This is a genomic window from Pseudomonas fragi, from assembly GCF_025426255.1.
In the GTDB taxonomy this organism is placed as follows: domain Bacteria; phylum Pseudomonadota; class Gammaproteobacteria; order Pseudomonadales; family Pseudomonadaceae; genus Aquipseudomonas; species Aquipseudomonas kulmbachensis.
Window position 1 is genome coordinate 1,918,184 of sequence record NZ_CP104861.1, and the last position, 17,672, is coordinate 1,935,855.

Here is a 17,672-nt window from a genome sequence, read left to right on the forward strand (position 1 = left end):
CGGACTGCGTTGTAGTTCGCAGATTCTCGGTAGGTAATGTGCCGGGTCTGGGCGGTCAGGGGTGTCACAATAAGTTCATTTAATGTTGGCCGTCTTAGTGTGTACCGCCTATCAAGTATTATTGCGGAGGTTTTATGGGGTGGGTAGTTATACTTTTTATATAACTATTTAGTTTTGATAGCTTCGGAGTTGGTAACTGCTGGGTGTCCGCTGACAGCTGAAATCGGTGGATTAAGGGGGTAGTCATTCAAGCCCTGCCAGATTGGCCGTTAGCCATGCCCTGTGTACTGCGTGCGTGAACCGGGTAGTGAGCTGCCCGGCAAGCGTTTGGCTGCTGATTCGTTATAGCTCGAATCTAGTCTCTTATTCCATAAAACAAGTACAAATAGGTTTTATAGTACGTTTTAATCTATCAAGGTGGCTGAAGTGATTGGCGTGCTGGTCTTTGAAAGCAATAGCGCTCTTACCCTTGAGCCCACGATTTTTTTCGCACTCGGCTCTATCTCACGTGGGCAGTTTTATTCGGTTTGTGCCGCCTCGAACGCAACTTCGGCAAAGGTCCGTAAATCAGCGGTCAGTCTGCCCATTTAATTATTCTACTTTCAGGAAGAACGATGTCTGATCCAAAACCTCTGTTGTTTGCGCTCTATGAGCAAGCGAGTGTTGGCTGTGGTGGCGCCCCCAGCCTCTGGACACACCCGGCTGACGAGCGATTGAGCATCAACTCTTTAGGGTACTGGTCGAATCTGGCGCGTATTGCCGATCAGGCGCATATGGACATGCTGTTTTTCGGAGATGTCCTGGGCTTCTACGATGTGTTTGGCGGTAATGCCGAGGCTGCGATGAAGTGGGCCGTGGAAGCACCGGCAAACGACCCGTTGATGATTATTCCGGCACTGGCGGCAGTCACCGAGAACCTGGCCTTTGGCGTCACGGTAACTACCAGCTACGAGCATCCGTTCACCCATGCCCGGCGCTTCAGCACATTGGATCATCTGACCAATGGCCGGATAGGCTGGAATATCGTGACGTCGTACCTGTCGAGTGCCGCTCGAAATTTCGGCCTGGAACAGATGATCAAGCATGACGATCGCTATGAGCGTGCGGAAGAATTTCTCGACGTAACCTATAAGCTTTGGGAGGGCAGTTGGGCCGATGATGCTGTGGTCGCCGACAAGGCGCGTCAGCTTTATGCGCATGGTGATCGCGTGCGTCCTATCAACCATGTCGGGGAGCATTATCGCGTAGCCGGGCCGCACTTGACGGCTCCGTCGCCGCAACGTACACCGCTGCTGATCCAGGCAGGCTGGTCAGGTCGTGGACGTGAGTTTGCGGCCAAGCACGCGGAACTGATTTTCGTTGCCAAGTCTAACCCGCATGAGATCCGCCAAGGGCTGGAGGAGATCTGGGCTCAGGCCCAGGCGCGCGGCCGCGCGGCTGAAGATGTCAAATCGCTGACTGTGTTGCGCATCGTAACGGCCAAAACGGAAATTGAAGCCCAGCGCAAATATGATCAACTGCAGAGCAATTACCACTTGCAGGCGCAACTGGTCAGTTATGCAGGTGATACCGGTATCGACATCAGTCGCTACGCGGACGGTGATGCGCTCTCTACTCACACCGAAGGCATGACTTCCTATGTGATGCGTGCAGATGGTAGCGGTAAACCGTTAACGGCGGGTGACGTCAAACAACGTTTTGCCAACGTTACTCGTGGCAGCGATTTGATTCTGGTGGGCACCCCGCAACAGGTTGCAGACCGGATTGAGGAGCACGCTCGCATTTCCGGTACCAGCGGCTACATGCTCAATCCGTTGATCAGTCCTGGCAGTCTTGAAGACTTTGTAGAACTGATTATTCCCGAATTGCAAAAACGTGGCTTGTATCGCACCGAGCCTCAGAGCGGGACCTTGCGCTCGCGATTGCGCGCAGACGGCGCCAGTCACTTACCAGCGTCAGCTTATGGTGCATCGTTTCGCTTCGATCAAGGTTTATAGGGGGAATCTGCGCAGACCACCCATTTGCAGGCGCAGAGGCTTAAAACAAGGCAGGGGCAACTTCAGAAGGTTGTTTGGCAACCCGTACAATGCCGCTACTTTCGCTATTTGCCCCTGTTGCTGACGTTTTAATCCACCTCAAGGACCGCGCCGATGATTACCTCTCCTGACCAACTTCTTTTTCTGCCAGGTGCCTCCGGCAACACACAGTTCTGGCATCCAGTTGCGCAAAAGCTTGCCACTCGAGCGCAGAAGTTCCATGTGGGCTGGCCTGGTTTTGGCGATACACCCTCTATTCCTGGCGTGAACAGCATGGATGATCTGGTTGTGCGGGTGCTTGGCGATATCGATCAACCGACGGCGTTAGTCGGTCAGTCCATGGGCGGTATTGTTGCTGTGCGTGTGGCGCTTGAGCGCCCTGAACTGATCACGCATCTGGTACTGACCGTTACCTCTGGGGGTGTCGATATGTCCGCCCAGGGAGCGCAGGATTGGCGCGATGAATTTGCTGCCGATAATCCGACCTTGCCGCGCTGGTTTCTGGACGATCATACCGACCTTACGCATCGACTGGCCGAGCTGCGTATGCCAGTACTGCTTCTTTGGGGCGATTGCGACCCTATCAGCCCGGTTCGTGTCGGGGAGCGTCTTGCGCAACTCATTCCACGGGTTGAAATGCATGTGCTTGCCGGCGGCGGGCATGATCTGGGATTTACCCATGCCGATGAAGTGGCCAGCTTGATCGATAAGCATCTGGCTTACTGATGCAATTGGTCCAAGCGGCTGTTCGCCTCTTGGACCTGGACGTCGCTGGTCTCGCTATGCCCTTGCTGAAACGACAACCCCCGGTTTTTCCGGGGGTTGTGTGAAGCCAGAATCATGCTTTCAGGCGTACGGGTTTCAGCCGTTGGAAACTTCGCCTGCCGGAAGGATTTCCTTGCTGCGCCAGTGCGGCAGCGAGTTCCAGTAGCGCTCGCCCTTGGCGTCGTCGTACATGCCTTCCCAACGCGAGATCACCAGTACTGCCAAGGCGTTACCAATCACGTTCAGGGCAGTACGGGCCATGTCCATCACACGGTCAACACCGGCGATAAAGGCCAGGCCTTCCAGCGGGATACCCACGCTGCCCAGGGTGGCCAGCAGCACCACGAAAGACACGCCCGGTACACCGGCGATGCCTTTGGAGGTGACCATCAGGGTCAACACCAGCAGCAATTGCTGGCTGATCGACAGGTCGATACCGTACAGCTGAGCGATAAAGATCGCCGCGATACTTTGGTACAGCGTTGAACCATCAAGGTTGAACGAGTAGCCGGTCGGAACCACAAAGCTGCAAATCGCCTTGGGTGCGCCGTAGGCTTCCATCTTCTCGATCACACGCGGCAGCACGGTTTCGGAGCTGGCAGTGGAGTAAGCCAGAACCAGCTCATCCTTGAAGATGCGCATCAGCTTGATCACGGAGAAACCGAACAGCTTGGCGATCAGGCCCAGTACTGCGAAGGCGAAGAACAGGATGGCGGCGTAAACCAGTACCACCAGCTTGGCCAATGGCACCAGGGAGGCGAAACCGAAGTTGGCAACCGTCACGGCGATCAGCGCGAACACACCGATTGGCGCGTAGTTCATGATCATGTGCGTGACTTTGAACATCGACTCGGACACGCCCTGGAAGGTTTTCACCAGCGGGTCGCGCAGTTCGGCGTTCAGGCTCGACAAGCCGAGACCGAAAAGCACCGAGAAGAAGATGATCGGCAGCATCTCACCGCGAGCCATGGCCGCGAAGATGTTCGAGGGGATCAGGTTGAGGATGGTCTCGATAAACGCATGTTCATGCGTTACTTCAGCAGCAGTGGCTGCATATTTGGAGATATCGACCGTGCCCAGGGTGCTCATGTCGATCCCGGCACCGGGTTGGAACACGTTGGCCAGCACCAGGCCGACCAAAATCGCGATGGTGGTAACCACCTCGAAGTAAAGAATGGTTTTAAGACCGATGCGACCGAGTTTCTTCGCATCTCCTACACCTGCAATACCCACTACCAGCGAAGAAATAACGATCGGGATTACGATCATCTTGATCAGGCGGATAAAGATATCACCGGCAGGTTGCAGCACGTTACTGATCCACCAGGCCTTTTCGGCACTGAAATGGTTGAGCAGCGCGCCGATTGCAATCCCGAGGATCAGACCGATCAGGATCTGCCAGGCGAGGCTAAGTTTTGCCTTCTTCATATTATTTTTTTTTTACCTTTACTTCAGTTTGATGTAGTTAGGTGCCCGAACCGGAACGCTCAGCGACCGAAAAGCCTGTGCATCAGCTCCGGATAGGTCGCTCGGAAATCATGCTTAAAGCTCTCTGGCAGACCGTTTAGGCGGCGCGACTATTCCAATGCGCGAGAGCGGCGTCTAATGCTGTAAATGCCTACCCTATGCAGAATAAGCATGCATTTATCCAAAAAAAGCATAGGCACTGGCTGTTCGAATACGCCATTTCGGGGGGCATAAGTGCCGTACCCCGGCAATTACAGGGGGGCGAGCATTTTTGAATGACGCGATGAGGGGCTGAAGCTGCGGGGGCGGAAAACAGGAAAAGTTAAAAAAATGTGTAATTTAATCCTGTATTGGCTCGATGGCCGGAGTCCTTTGGCCATGACGGGGGCATCCGATCGGGCGGGACGACAATGACACTGCGGTCATTGCCGTCCACGTCTTTCGAATCATGGTCTGCGGCCTTGTACAGACCTGAGCCTGGATCTTTAGCGGTGTTTGTTCTTGTTTTTGTGCTTCTTGTTGCCTTTGTGGTGTTTGCCACCCGAGTCATGCCTGCTGCCATCGTCGGCAAGATTGTTGCCTATTGCCCCACCAGCAGCTCCACCAAGGCCAGCACCTATAGTGGAGCCGGTTGAACCTCCCAGTTTGTTACCGATGACCGAGCCACCGGCTGATCCGAGCCCGCCACCAATGGCTGCTTCGGTTTTGTTGCCTCTTGGTGCACCGATCGCGCCACCGGCAGCACCACCGACTCCGGCCCCAACAGCGGCACCAGTGGCCCCGCCTAACTGTTGCCCGACAATATTACCCAGCGCGCCACCAACACCGCCGCCGACTGCGGCGGTCCCGTCTCCAGCAGCCATTGCTCCTTGTGCGATCAGGATGCCCAGAGCAAGGGCAGGTAGTGTCATTCGCATTGTTATGTTCCTCGGGGGTAGAAATCAGGGCGCCCAGGAGTTCAGGCATGCCTGAGTATATAGAGGGGTTTTTGAACTCAAAGTTCGATGATGGCGCCAGGCAAAAATTGACAATTATTAGTTGTTCGCAACGAGTAACACCTCGCCTCAAACCGTGTTTATTTCAACCTGGAAATAAACCGGACATCTGCCAGCAAAATCGCTCAGGCAATCTGCGCGCCATTCACTCCGGGGCTTGCACTAAAGCGCTGGAGTTCCCCAAGTCCACACCTTGTTTCAGGAACTGTTGCCCAATGCGAAGAAGTACCTCGCTGCCACTGTTGGCTGCCCTCTGCGTTTTGCTTACCGCCTGTGCCGGCAAGACCGTCCAGCCTGAAGAGTATTCAGGCTTTCTTGATGATTACAGTCAACTGACGCCAAAGCAGCTGTCATCAGGGCAGACCGTTATGTCTTGGGTAAGCCCAGCACTTGAGAGCAAACATTACTCCGGCGTTTATATCGAGCCGAGCCAGTTCTATCCGCAACTGTTGCCTACCGAACGTGAGCCGCAATCGACACTTAACGCCGTGACTCATTACTACGATGCTGCGCTCAAACATGAACTGGGCAAGGTAATGACAATCGTCGCGGCTCCAGGCCCGGACACTTTGATTGTCAGGCCCGCTATTATCTCGGTCACGGCTAAAACTCAGAGCTTGAGGTTTTATGAGTTGTTGCCAGTTACCTTGCTTGCTGCCGGTGTCAGTACGGCTACCGGTATTCGCGACCAGGACAGTGAAATCAGCACCGAAATAGCTGTTGTCGATGCTGCTGATCAGAAGGTTTTGGCGCAAGTTGTGCGCAAAGGAACGGGCCTGACACTGGAAAATGACAAGCAGGTCATGACCCTGGATGATTTTAAGCTGGTGCTTGATGGCTGGGCCCTTGATATGCGGCGCGAATATTTATCCAGCCGCAAGTAAAGGCGGTTACCGGAGCTTTCGCACGTTGATCACCAGTTGATTATCATCGGTAATAACGGGCGAAAGTCATGTGTCCGGTGGTGCAAGCCATGGTCGATTTCCAGCGTGATCAAGTGTTCCTCACCTTGAGTGAGTTTGAATCCGTCGACCAGGTTTGCGCTGTTCGCCGCTGTTGAGGCGCCATGGCAGTGGGGGCTACTAACGTTCACGGATGTGATTTCGTGGAATTCGTTGCGATGCTCGAGTGGTTGCGCTCGGGCTGCCGGAGCCTGATCGGGCCTTTTGGCAAATGACAGAAAGAACCACATCGGCTCGGACACGCAGGCCGTACCTACATCCACTTTCAGGCCCGCGGGCAAGTAAGTCGGTCGATAATCCCACGTAGTAAATGTTGGCGCCTGATTGTCTGCGCAAGGTCTAAAACAAATACCGAACGGCGAAACTACGCCATCGGTACACGTCAGCCGTTCAAAAAGTCGGGTTGGCGCGGTCAGCGGACTTTGTGCCTGAGCCTCATCAGTGAGATGCAGAAGCTCAATAAAGGCATTATGGAAAAAGAACCTTCTGTTTGCAGTGCCTTGACCGGGATGCACGTTCGGCGTCCCCTCCGAGAGGCCCAGCGACTTCATGGCGTCAGCCGCCTGCTGGTGATCTCTCACGCAAATAAAAACATGGTCTATTTCCATCTTAAAACTCCTTTAGCTGTCCTTGGCCTGGTTGCGCCTATCGAAAATGTGCAAGCGCTCTCCCTGTTTCAGTCGCGTGAGCAGGCACTGATAAATCTCGCAAGGCAAATGCGCCGCAGGGTTAGTGAGGCGCAGGCGGGTTACTCGACTTCAAGCGCGGCCTGAATCTGATCCGCATATTTGCTCAGCCTGCTCAGCTCCGACTGCAGCTGGGTGGCGCTGCTTGAGTTTAAAACTTTGGCCTGGATCAGCGTCAAGGCAGCGGCAACAGCAAGTTCTCGTTTGATCTGCGGGCTTGCAGCGCCAAAGGCAGTGTCGCCTCTGAGATTTTTGAAGTGCTCAGACATGCTGCTCTCCTTGTTATTGATTTGAACCTCAGCATTACCGCCAACCGGCCACTATTTCAAGTTCGTGGGGATCAATGGATAAACCGCATCCACCTGCGGTTTGAGAATAACCAGCGCTGTCATCTGTCCTCGCTTCAACGCATCGGCCCGCGACATGCCCGCGCATAAAACCTGCAGAAACGATTAACTTGCAACAATGCTTTTAATTCGGACGACCGGTAATTCTTCAGCAGTAACTTTTGACAGCAGATATCTGTTCAATCAGGTTCAAACTGACCTTGCGATTGCGCAATCCTACGGCCTATGAATAGAGCGCAGGGATGGCTCCTGTGTAATGTTTATTGGCTTTTGCCCCACGAAATGTCTACCGGTACAAAGTTTTAACAGTTTGTGCGATGCAGGTAGGCGGGAAGGGTGGGTGGCTTGCGCCAATAATCTACAAATAAAAGCGTCAAAATAATGGCTCAAAAGCAGGTGTTTTCTCGTTGAAATTAGGGTGATAATCCTGGCTTGTTCAAAATATTGACGATGTCATCGTGATGCCTTATTTTTAGTGTGGTATGCACGGTCATATGCCGATTATTGCCAGCGCAGGGAGCGTTTTTATGAGTCGTACAGACGACATATCGAATTTATTCAGCCGGTTCGGAGCAACTTCGGACAGCTATTACGAGTTTGAAAGTCAGTTCGATTACAAAAGTACGCCACCGTCGCTGGAAAAGACGGCTGTGCCGGTCGAGCAAGTGCCTTTGGCTGCGGCCATAGCACCAGTGGTCGCACTAGTTGCTCCAGTACCGCAATCGGTGCCGCTGGTTGTCGTCTCTCCAGTTGCACAAGCCACAGCGCAGCCAGCCGTGCCATCAGTGGTTCTTGCTATTGAGCCACCGAACCTGCCCATTCAGGCGCCGTTGATGACTCCTGCGGGCGCCGGCAAACCGCTGCGCAATTTGCTTGCCGAAGTGGTTCTTGCCCGTCAGACCGGTACGCAGTCCTTGCACAATGAGGCGCTACCGCGCCCACCCAAGTGCAAGGCGCATATCGTGGCGCTGGTTTCGGCCAAGGGCGGGGTTGGCAAAACTACCCTGAGCGCCGGTTTGGCCAGCAGCCTGCGCTTGAGCGGTGGCAAGACCCTGGCCATCGATCTTGACCCGCAAAATGCGTTGCAATATCACCTCGGGGTCGAGTCCGGCGTGCCTGGCATGTGCAATACCAACCAGGCCGCAACTGCTTGGGCCAGCCTGCTGCAACATGGGTTCGAGGGGGTGCAATTGCTGCCTTATGGCGTGCCGAGCAACGATGAGCGTAGTGCTCTGGAACGTGAGATGAGCCAGGATCGTCATTGGTTGGCCCGGCAATTGGATCACTTGGCGCTGGGCGAAAATGACCTGGTGATACTCGACACCCCAACCGGCCGCACGGCGTATCTGCAGCAAGCTCTGGACGTGGCCGATCAAGTGCTCGTGGTCACCACTGCCGATGCCGCCAGTTTTATCACCATGGACCAAATGGATCGTTTGCTTGGCGCCGTGGGTGCGCGCCCGGCATTCTCGGTCTGCAACTATGTGGTCAATCAGTTTGATGCAGGCCGCGAGTTTTCGCGGGACATGCTTGAAGTGCTCAAGCGTCGCCTGGGCAGGCAACTGCTTGGGGTCATTGCTCGGGATAACACTCTCGGCGAGGCCTTGGCTTACGGCCAGAACCCGCTGGCGACGCCAAGCGCATCAGCCGCCTGCCAGGATATGTTGTTGCTCAGCGAGCAGCTCAAGACCAGGTTTCAGACCCCTAGCGCTGTAGAGAGCTCGGCCTCATGAGTAAAGCAAGCAGCGAACCCTCAGCCGAACAGACACGTGCCCAGGGTTGGGCCAAGGCCTTGGCTGATCGTGTGGATCAATGGCCGGTTGCGGCACGTCGTGTGCTGATCATTGGCTCGACAGTATTTTGCTTTCTGGTCGGGTTGCTGATCATCACCGCTCCTTTCGAGTTTTACGCGCAGTGCGTGTTCGCCATTGGCTGCTTTGGGGCTGCCCTGGTGTTGCGCAGAATTCCCGGGCGACTGACCGTTCTGATCATGATCGGCCTGTCGTTGACTGCCTCGCTGCGTTACATGTACTGGCGCCTGACTTCGACCCTGGACTTCGACGACTGGATCGACATGGCGTTTGGTTACGGCCTGGTACTGGCAGAAATTTATGCCCTGATCGTGTTGGTGTTCGGTTATTTGCAGACAGCCTGGCCGCTACGGCGCCAGCCGGTATTGCTCAAGGGGCCGCCGAGTGAGTGGCCGGTGGTTGACGTGTTTATTCCGTCCTATAACGAAGCCCTCGATATTGTGAAACTGACCATCTTTGCCGCGCAGGCAATGGACTGGCCGCAGGACAAGCTGCGTGTTCACGTGCTGGATGACGGTCGCCGCGAGGACTTCCGCGAGTTCTGCGAGCAGATCAACGTCAACTACATCACCCGTGACAACAACCGGCATGCAAAAGCCGGCAATCTTAACGAGGCGTTGCAGGTCACCAGCGGCGAGTTCGTGGCATTTTTCGATGCTGACCACGTGCCCACCCGTTCCTTTCTGCAAGTGAGCATTGGCTGGTTCCTGAAGGATCCGAAACTGGCGATGTTGCAGACACCGCACTTTTTCTTTTCCCCGGACCCGTTCGAGAAGAATCTCAACACCTTCCGTTCTGTACCAAATGAAGGTGAGCTGTTCTATGGTCTGGTGCAGGACGGTAACGACCTGTGGAACGCCACGTTTTTCTGCGGCTCCTGCGCGGTGATCCGGCGCAAGCCCCTGATGGAAGTCGGCGGGGTAGCGATCGAGACCGTGACCGAAGACGCCCACACAGCGCTGAAACTCAACCGTGCCGGTTACAACACCGCCTACCTTGGGATTCCGCAGGCGGCCGGTCTGGCAACAGAAAGCCTGTCGCGCCACATTAGCCAGCGGACTCGCTGGGCGCGGGGCATGGCGCAGATTTTCCGTACCGACAACCCGTTGTTCGGCAAGGGGCTGAACCTCGGCCAGCGCCTGTGCTACCTCAACGCGATGCTGCACTTCTTCTATGGCCTGCCACGTCTGGTGTTCCTGACAGCGCCTTTGGCCTACCTGTTTTTCAATGCGCAAATCTTCCATGCGTCGGGGCTGATGATCATGGCCTACGCATTGCCGCATATTTTTCATGCCAGCCTGACCAACTCCACGATCCAGGGACGGTTCCGTCATTCGTTCTGGAACGAGGTCTACGAGACCGTGCTGGCCTGGTACATCATGGGGCCGGTGCTGATGGCGTTGGTCAATCCCAAGTTCGGTGGCTTCAACGTCACCACCAAGGGCGGGATCATCGACGAAAAGTTCTTCGATTGGAAACTCGCCCGGCCCTACATCATTTTGCTGACCCTCAATATGGCGGGCCTGATCTACGGGCTTGCACGGCTGGCGATGGGGGAAGAGGGCGCAACCACCACCCTGCTGATCAACCTGGTGTGGACGCTCTACAACGTCATTATCGCCAGTGCCGCGGTGGCCGTGGCCAGTGAAACCCGACAGGTACGCTCTGAACCACGGGTAGCTGCCAAATTACCGGCGCGCCTGACCCGGGCCGATGGCAGCGTGATTGAAGGTGTTACCCAGGATTTCTCGCAAAAAGGTGTTGGCTTGCGGTTGCCGCCAGGTGTCAGCGTGCCTCAGGGCGAGCGGGTACAGGTATCGCTGTTCCGCAACCGGCAACTAAGCGTATTTCCGGCCGTCATTGTATTCAGCCGTGGCGAATTGCTGGGGGCGCAGTTTGATCCCCTGACTCTGCGACAGCAAAGCGATCTGGTACGCCTGACGTTCGCGCGCGCCGACACCTGGGCCTCGACCTGGGGCAGCGGGCAGGTTGATACGCCGCTGGCGGCCCTGCGCGAGGTCAGCCTTATCGGTCTGCATGGTATTCAAGAACTCTTTAAAGCCTCGGCCATGGAAGTGCGCAGCATGCTGCGCCGTCGCCGCGTCGCCCCATCCACGCTGGAAAATGCCCTGGACAAGTGATGAATTCAACCACTCTAGCCTTCGCCAAACTGCGCGTGCCCCATCGCGCACTGGCACGTCTGACCTGCGCCTTGCTGGCCTTGAGCGGTACAGCTGCCTTTGCCGAGACCACGCCCACCGCAGCTATCGCGCCCGGAGCGAAAAGCTACACCGTGACCCTCAAGCAATTGGGCCGCAACTATCCGATGAGCCTGCGCGGCGTGGAGTCGACTGACAGCGTCAACTTCGATGTGCGGGCCGATTCGATTGTCACCGGCGCCCGTCTGAATTTGCAGTACACCTATTCGCCTGCACTGCTGGCGGATCTGTCGCAGATCAACGTGCTGGTCAACGACGAAGTAGCCGCGAGCCTACCGTTGCCCAAGGACAAGGCCGGGCAACTGCAACAGCAGATTGTGCAGATTCCGCCTCATCTGATCACTGAGTTCAACCGCTTGAGCCTGCAGTTTATCGGGCACTACACCATGAGCTGCGAAGACCCCCACCACTCGAGCCTGTGGGCCAAGATCAGCAATGCCACCGAACTGGGCATTGACGTTTCGCCGCTGGTCTTGCCCAACGATCTGGCGATCATGCCGCTGCCGTTTTTCGATCGTCGTGATGCCCGTGCGCTGAACTTGCCGTTTGTGTTCGCCGCAGCGCCCGACAATGCCACGCTGGAAGCAGCCGGAGCCCTGTCGTCTTGGTTCGGCGCCCAGGCCAGCTACCGCGGTGCGCGGTTCTCGTCGGGTTACAACCAGATCCCTGCCAGCGGAAACGCGGTGGTGCTGGTCAGTGGCCCTGATGCATTGCAAATAGGTGGCCTGAACCTGCCGCCTGCCAAGGGCCCGACCCTGACTGTGATGACCAACCCCAACGACGCCAATGGCAAGTTGCTGGTGGTCAGCGGTCGCGATGGTGCCGAACTCAAGCGTGCCGCAACTGCTCTGGTACTGGGTAACCAGGCCCTGTCGGGTAACAGCGTGGTAATCGACCGGTTGAATGTGGTGCAGCCGCGCAAGCCTTATGACGCGCCGAACTGGTTGCCGAGCGATCGTCCGGTAAAGCTGGGTGAGTTGCTGCCCGCCAAAGAGCTGAGCGTCTCTGGTTTCAACCCGGGTGACATTACCGTGCCGCTGAATTTCGCTCCGGATCTGTTTACCTGGCGCGATGAGGGGGCGCCACTGCACCTCAAGTACCGCTATACGCCGCAAGAAAAATCCAACAACTCGTCGCTCATTATCGGTTTTAACGATGCGCTGATTCAGTCGCAGAATCTGTTGTCCCAGGACAAGCTCGACAAAGGCGTGCTCGGCGGGCTGAAAACCAATGACACCCTGAGCCTTGAAACCAATGTGCTGTTGCCGCTGAACTCGGCTGCCCTGCAGTCGCGCCTGCAACTGCGCTACATGTTCGATTACCTCAAGCAGGGCGAATGTAACGACATCATCATTGACAACATGCGCGGCACCATCGATCCCGATTCGACCCTCGATGTCAGCGGCTACGACCACTTTATCGCCATGCCCAACCTTGGCGTGTTCAAGGATGCCGGCTTCCCGTTCACACGCCTGGCAGATTTGTCGGAAACCGCCGTAGTGCTGCCTGACAACGCAGGTGCATCGGACCTGGATGCCTATCTGACAGTGCTCGGGCGCTTCGGTCATGCCACTGGTTACCCGGCTACCGGTGTGCAGGTGATCCAGGCAGGGCAGGTAGCAAGCGCAGCGGACAAGGATCTGCTGGTACTGGCCTCAGGTGCCAACCAGCCGTTGCTGACGCAATGGGCTGACCGTCTGCCCGCCAGCTATGCCGAAGGGCAGCGCAGCTTCCACCTGTCTGATCTGCCGATGCGTGTGCGTGACTGGTTCAGTCCAGACCCTGAAGCCAATTTGCGCAAAACCCGGATGGACATGGCGTTTTCAGGGGGTACGCGCAGCACCTACCTGACCGGTTTCGAGTCACCCCTTAAAAACGGTCGCAGTGTAGTGGTGATCGCCAGTACTCAACCCCAGGGCTTGGCCGAAGCGACCAATGCCTTGATTGGTGGTGAAGACTACGCGCAGCCGATCCAGGGCAGCCTGGTGGTGGTGCGCGGTAAAAATATTGAAGCACTGGTGGCGGACGAGCAGTACTACGTCGGTAGCCTGGGCTTGATCAAGTACCTGCAATGGCAGATGTCGCGGCATGTGCTCCTGGTGCTGTTGCTGACCGGTCTAGGCGTGGTGTTGCTGAGCGGTTTGGCATACCTGGCTTTGCGTGCGCGGGCCAACAAACGGCTGCAAGGTGAGCCGGAGCGTCCAACTGATTATTCAAAGCCAGAAGCCCCAAGCACCAAGGAGAGCTAGGCTGAGTTAGCACAACTTTAATCGGAGCCTGATTTCGCTGGGCTAAATGGACAAACACTTCCCCGAACAGGGGAAGTAGCAACCGATGTGGGAGAAGAAATGCCAGCGCGCCGTCACGCCGTAGCCTTCGGGATACTTGCAACCCTGATCCACACCAGCAGCTTTGCCGCACTTGATGATGCAGGCAAGGCGTTGCTGCAACAGGGTCAGTATTGGCAGGCCCAGAATGATCAGGCACGGGCCACCGAAGTCTGGAAAAAGCTCTTGTTGGTTGATCCACAGCAGGCAGATGCGCTCTATGGTCTGGGCATGCTGGAGCTCAAGGGCAAGCGTACCGATGGTGCGAGCAATTACCTGGAGCAGCTCAAGCGATCTCATCCGGGCGAGCGCCAGACCTTGCTGCTGGAGCAATCCATTGCCCTGCAAGCCGGCGATAACGCCGAGCAACTGGACAAGGCGCGGTTGCTGGTCACCAACGGTGAGCTGGAAAAGGCAGTACCGATCTATCGCAAACTGTTCGCGGGCAAGGCGCCACAGGGTGATCTGGCTCTGGAATTCTACAACGTGCTGGGCTATACGCCCGGCGGTTGGAGTGAAGCGCGTCAGGGCCTGGAGCGTTTGCAGCAGCAGTCTGCGAACAACGCGAGAATTCAGTTGGCGCTGGCCAAACTTCTGGTGCGTAACGAAACCACGCGTTCTGAAGGCATACGCCGACTCGCGCAACTGTCGAGCGTGCCTGAACTGGGTGGTCAGGCCACTGAAAGTTGGCGCGAAGGCCTGGTCTGGTTGGGCTCGCCACGCCCGGCGGACAAACCGTTGTTCGAGGCTTACCTCAAGGCCAACCCGGACGACAGTGCCATCCGCACGCAAATGAACAGCCGCGGCGCCTCGGGTGTCGCCGCGCAGCAGAACCCTCATGTAGCTCGGGGGTTCAAGGCATTGCAGGACAATCAACTGGAGGTTGCCGAGCAAGCGTTCCTCGCGCGTCTTAAAGAGCAGGGCAACGATAGCGATGCCCTTGGTGGTCTTGGTGTGGTTCGTGAACGTCAAGGGCGCTTCAGCGATGCCAACGAACTGCTGACCCGTGCCATCGGCCGGGGCGGCAACCCGCGCTGGCAATCCGCGCTGGACGGCAATCGCTATTGGAACCTGCTCAATCAGGCCGAAAAGGCCCGGGCCGGACATGATCTGCAAAGATCGCGCAGCCTGTTGCAGCAAGCCATCGCCAGCAAGCCACGTCAGGCTGACGGTTATATCGCTCTGGGCGGTGTGCAGGCCGAACAGAATCAGTTGGACAATGCTATGGCCAGCTACCGCCAGGCCTTGACTCTGGACAATGGCAACCCTGATGCGATGTTGGGTCTGATCAATGTGATGGCGCAAAACGGCCAGGCTAACCAGGCACTGAAGATGGTCGAGGGACTGACCCCGGCCCAGAAGCAGCGCCTTGGTGATCTTCGCCCGTTACACGCAGCGGTCGCGGCGGGGCAGGCCAAAAATGCCGAGCGCAGTGGCGACCTCAAGGGGGCGATTGCCGCGCAGAAAGAAGCGGTGCGCAATGATCCGCAGGGTGTGTGGACGCGCTACGATCTGGCGCTTTATTACCTGCAAGCCAAATCCCCGGATCTGGCCCGTCAGACCATGGACGACTTGCTCAAGGCCAACCCGCAGCAACCTGAGGCATTGTTCGCCAGCGCCTTGCTGTCGAGCCAACTGGGCGAGTGGTCGAAGGCGCAAAGTACCCTGGATCGAATTCCTGTCAGCCAACGCACGAGCGCAATGCAACAACTGGCCAGCGAAGTTCAACTGCAATCTCTGGTCAGCCAGGCCACGGCTCTGGCCAAACAGGGCGACCGGGCCCAGGCCTTGACCTTGCTGCGCCGTGCCGAATCGGATGCCGATGGAAAACCGCAATCCCTTGGAATGCTGGCTTTGGCTTACGTTGATGTGGGTGACTCCGAGCACGGTTTATCGATGCTGCGCAACGCAATCGCGCAAAGCAGCAACCCGTCGCCAGCACTGCGTCTGGCCTATGCAGGCGTGCTGCTTAAAACCGGTGACGATGAGCGGGTCAACCAGCTTCTGCATGAACTGCAACGCCAGCCGTTGACTGCGGCCGATCAGCGTAGCTACGACGAATTGCTGTACCTGTACACCGTACGCCAGGCGGATCTGCTGCGCGAGAAGGGCGATCTGGTCGCCGCTTATGACACGCTTGCCCCGGCCCTGGCCCAGCGTCCGAACGATCCGGTGGCGGTCGGCGCCCTGGCACGCATGTACCTGGCCAACGGCAACACTGACAAGGCGATCGAACTCTACAAACCGCTACTGGCCAAATCACCGGACGATCCGCAATTGCAGATCGGTATGGCGCAGGCCTTGAGCAAGGCCGGCGATCACCGCGGGGCTGAAAAAGCCGCAGACAGAGCACTGGAACTGGCTCCGAACGATGCCATGGTACTTGCCAGTGCGGCGGGAGTCTTCCGTGCCCAAGGGCGCAACGCCAAGGCGGGGGAGTTGTATGCTCGCGCCCTGGCCTTGCAGGCGCCGGCCAAGGCAGATGCCAACCCGTTCGCCGGTACAGTCGCGGCCAACCCGTTTGTGGGCAAATCCGGGCAGCGTAGCCAGTCGCGCTTGTCCGAAGCCAGCCCTTCGCAGATTCCGCAACCGGCCCAGGTGCAGATCGCCGCGCTGGCCGCTGAAGATGAGACACCTGCCCGCCGTTTGAGCAGCAATAGCCTGGCGATGAACGACAGGACTGGCGGGTATGACGCACAGCCATTGCGCAGAGGTTTCGATGATGACAGTCGTCTGGCCGTGGCCCGTCCGCAGGATCCGCAGGAAGAGGCGCGCAAGTCGATGCAGACCGCACTCGACCAGATCAAACAGGAGCGCAGCCCGCGCATTACTCAGGGTGTGACCATTCGCACCAACGACAGTGAGTCGGGCCTGAGCAAAATCACGGATGTCGAAACACCGTTGGAAATCAGCATGCCGGTGGGTGATGACCGTATTGCCTTGCGCGTGACCCCCGTGTCGCTCAATGCCGGTGGCGTCAAGGACTCGGCGAAAACCCGGTTTGGCGGGCCGAACGAAGCGCAAATGGCGGCCGCGCAAGCGTTGCTCGGATCCAGCCCCGATGCCGATCAATTGAATACGGCTCTTGGCGTCAACGGCCCGGCCGGCCGGCAGAAAGACACCGGCGTCGGTCTGGCGGTCGGATACGAAATGCCGGAACTGGGGCTCAAGGCAGATTTGGGCATGAGCCCCATGGGCTTTCTCTACAGCACGGCGGTTGGCGGTGTCAGCATTGATCGCGCATTCCGCGAGGACAGCCATTTCCGTTACGGCGCCAGCCTGTCGCGGCGGGCGGTGAACGACAGTCTGGTGTCATTTGCCGGTGCCGAAGATGCCCGCAGCGGCCTGAAGTGGGGCGGAGTGACTGCCAGTGGCGGGCGCCTGCAACTGGGTTACGACAACAGCGAGTACGGCGTGTACGGCTATGGCGGGATGTACAAACTGCAGGGTCACAACGTCGAAGACAACACCCGTCTCGAAGGCGGCACCGGCATTTACTGGTATCTGCTCAACGACGACAGTGAACAACTGACCGCAGGCCTTGGGGTCACAGCTATCAGCTATGACAAAAACCAGGGCAACTTTACCTACGGTAACGGTGGCTACTTCAGCCCGCAGAACTTCTTTTCCATTGGTGTTCCGGTCAGTTGGTCGCAACGCACCGATCGCTTGAGCTACACGCTCAGAGGCTCGGTGGGCCTGCAGCACATCGAGCAGGATTCGGCGCCGTACTACCCGAACGACCGCAATATGCAAGCTGCACTGGAACAGATCTCGCAGGCCTACGCGGCTTCCGGTTCCACTTTGACAACCCGGTATTCGGGCCAGAACAAAACTGGCATCGGCTACAACTTCAATGCGGCCGCCGAGTACCGCCTGAGCAACAACTACTTCCTGGGCGGTAGCTTCGGGATGGACAACGCCCAGGACTACAAGCAATGGACCGGCGGTTTATACCTGCGGTACATGTTTGAAGATTTCACCGGGCGCATGGCGATGCCGGTCAATCCTTACCTATCCCCTTATTCATCTTCTTCAAATTAAGCAGCAGGAGCTT

At 57.1% G+C, this 17,672-nt stretch carries 11 protein-coding genes; 7 read left to right on the top strand and 4 right to left on the bottom strand.

What is annotated here, in order from left to right; genetic code table 11:
• The first annotated feature begins 614 nt into the window (after positions 1–614).
• Together N7D90_RS08855 and N7D90_RS08860 are read left to right on the top strand one after the other, a co-directional pair.
• On the top strand, positions 615–1,997 hold the full coding sequence (locus N7D90_RS08855; RefSeq protein ID WP_261741803.1) for an LLM class flavin-dependent oxidoreductase: 1,383 nt from the start codon (positions 615–617) through the stop codon (positions 1,995–1,997).
• A gap of 153 nt (positions 1,998–2,150) precedes the next feature.
• The gene (locus tag N7D90_RS08860) at positions 2,151–2,762 is read left to right on the top strand and encodes an alpha/beta fold hydrolase (RefSeq protein ID WP_261741804.1); all 612 of its coding nucleotides are present in this window, start codon (positions 2,151–2,153) and stop codon (positions 2,760–2,762) included.
• Between the two features lie 135 nt (positions 2,763–2,897).
• Here N7D90_RS08860 and gltP read toward each other — a convergent pair whose 3' ends face one another.
• Positions 2,898–4,229 (bottom strand): glutamate/aspartate:proton symporter GltP, encoded by a 1,332-nt coding sequence (gene gltP, locus N7D90_RS08865; protein ID WP_261741805.1) that lies wholly within the window; start codon positions 4,227–4,229, stop codon positions 2,898–2,900.
• Between the two features lie 524 nt (positions 4,230–4,753).
• A complete protein-coding gene (locus tag N7D90_RS08870; RefSeq protein ID WP_261741806.1) occupies positions 4,754–5,185 on the bottom strand; it encodes a glycine zipper domain-containing protein in 432 nt (143 codons plus the stop codon).
• A gap of 47 nt (positions 5,186–5,232) precedes the next feature.
• Between N7D90_RS08870 and N7D90_RS08875 the strand changes: the two genes are divergently transcribed.
• Positions 5,233–6,147, top strand: coding sequence for a DUF3313 domain-containing protein (locus N7D90_RS08875; RefSeq protein WP_315968153.1), 915 nt, complete (start codon positions 5,233–5,235; stop codon positions 6,145–6,147).
• Positions 6,148–6,176: 29 nt separating this feature from the next.
• On the opposite strand, the gene N7D90_RS08880 is transcribed toward N7D90_RS08875, so the two are convergent.
• Both N7D90_RS08880 and N7D90_RS08885 read right to left on the bottom strand, forming a co-directional pair.
• Positions 6,177–6,833, bottom strand: a complete 657-nt coding sequence (locus N7D90_RS08880) for a VOC family protein (protein WP_261741807.1) — start codon at positions 6,831–6,833, stop codon at positions 6,177–6,179.
• 140 nt (positions 6,834–6,973) lie between these two features.
• On the bottom strand, positions 6,974–7,180 hold the full coding sequence (locus N7D90_RS08885) for a hypothetical protein (RefSeq protein ID WP_261741808.1): 207 nt from the start codon (positions 7,178–7,180) through the stop codon (positions 6,974–6,976).
• 605 nt (positions 7,181–7,785) lie between these two features.
• Here N7D90_RS08885 and bcsQ point away from each other — a divergent pair.
• From bcsQ to N7D90_RS08905, 4 genes are all read left to right on the top strand, one after another.
• Positions 7,786–8,991, top strand: coding sequence for a cellulose biosynthesis protein BcsQ (gene bcsQ, locus N7D90_RS08890; protein WP_261741809.1), 1,206 nt, complete (start codon positions 7,786–7,788; stop codon positions 8,989–8,991).
• Positions 8,988–11,210 carry a UDP-forming cellulose synthase catalytic subunit gene (gene bcsA, locus N7D90_RS08895; RefSeq protein ID WP_261741810.1) on the top strand — a complete coding sequence of 741 codons (2,223 nt, stop codon included), beginning with the start codon at positions 8,988–8,990 and terminating at the stop codon, positions 11,208–11,210. The genes bcsQ and bcsA overlap by 4 nt, the downstream gene beginning before the upstream one ends.
• Complete coding sequence (gene bcsB, locus N7D90_RS08900; protein WP_261741811.1) at positions 11,210–13,537, top strand: cellulose biosynthesis cyclic di-GMP-binding regulatory protein BcsB; 2,328 nt, start codon at positions 11,210–11,212, stop codon at positions 13,535–13,537. The genes bcsA and bcsB overlap by 1 nt, the downstream gene beginning before the upstream one ends.
• A gap of 99 nt (positions 13,538–13,636) precedes the next feature.
• Positions 13,637–17,659, top strand: a complete 4,023-nt coding sequence (locus tag N7D90_RS08905; protein ID WP_261741812.1) for a cellulose biosynthesis protein BcsC — start codon at positions 13,637–13,639, stop codon at positions 17,657–17,659.
• Positions 17,660–17,672: the final 13 nt, after the last annotated feature.

Coding starts and splice junctions, on each gene's coding strand:
- N7D90_RS08860 (WP_261741804.1), top strand. CDS start 2,151: ATGATTACCTCTCCTGACCAACTTCTTTTTCTGCCAGGTGCCTCCGGC.
- N7D90_RS08885 (WP_261741808.1), bottom strand. CDS start 7,180: ATGTCTGAGCACTTCAAAAATCTCAGAGGCGACACTGCCTTTGGCGCT.
- N7D90_RS08855 (WP_261741803.1), top strand. CDS start 615: ATGTCTGATCCAAAACCTCTGTTGTTTGCGCTCTATGAGCAAGCGAGT.
- N7D90_RS08870 (WP_261741806.1), bottom strand. CDS start 5,185: ATGCGAATGACACTACCTGCCCTTGCTCTGGGCATCCTGATCGCACAA.
- N7D90_RS08875 (WP_315968153.1), top strand. CDS start 5,233: ATGCCTGAGTATATAGAGGGGTTTTTGAACTCAAAGTTCGATGATGGC.
- N7D90_RS08905 (WP_261741812.1), top strand. CDS start 13,637: ATGCCAGCGCGCCGTCACGCCGTAGCCTTCGGGATACTTGCAACCCTG.
- gltP (WP_261741805.1), bottom strand. CDS start 4,229: ATGAAGAAGGCAAAACTTAGCCTCGCCTGGCAGATCCTGATCGGTCTG.
- bcsB (WP_261741811.1), top strand. CDS start 11,210: ATGAATTCAACCACTCTAGCCTTCGCCAAACTGCGCGTGCCCCATCGC.
- bcsQ (WP_261741809.1), top strand. CDS start 7,786: ATGAGTCGTACAGACGACATATCGAATTTATTCAGCCGGTTCGGAGCA.
- bcsA (WP_261741810.1), top strand. CDS start 8,988: ATGAGTAAAGCAAGCAGCGAACCCTCAGCCGAACAGACACGTGCCCAG.
- N7D90_RS08880 (WP_261741807.1), bottom strand. CDS start 6,833: ATGGAAATAGACCATGTTTTTATTTGCGTGAGAGATCACCAGCAGGCG.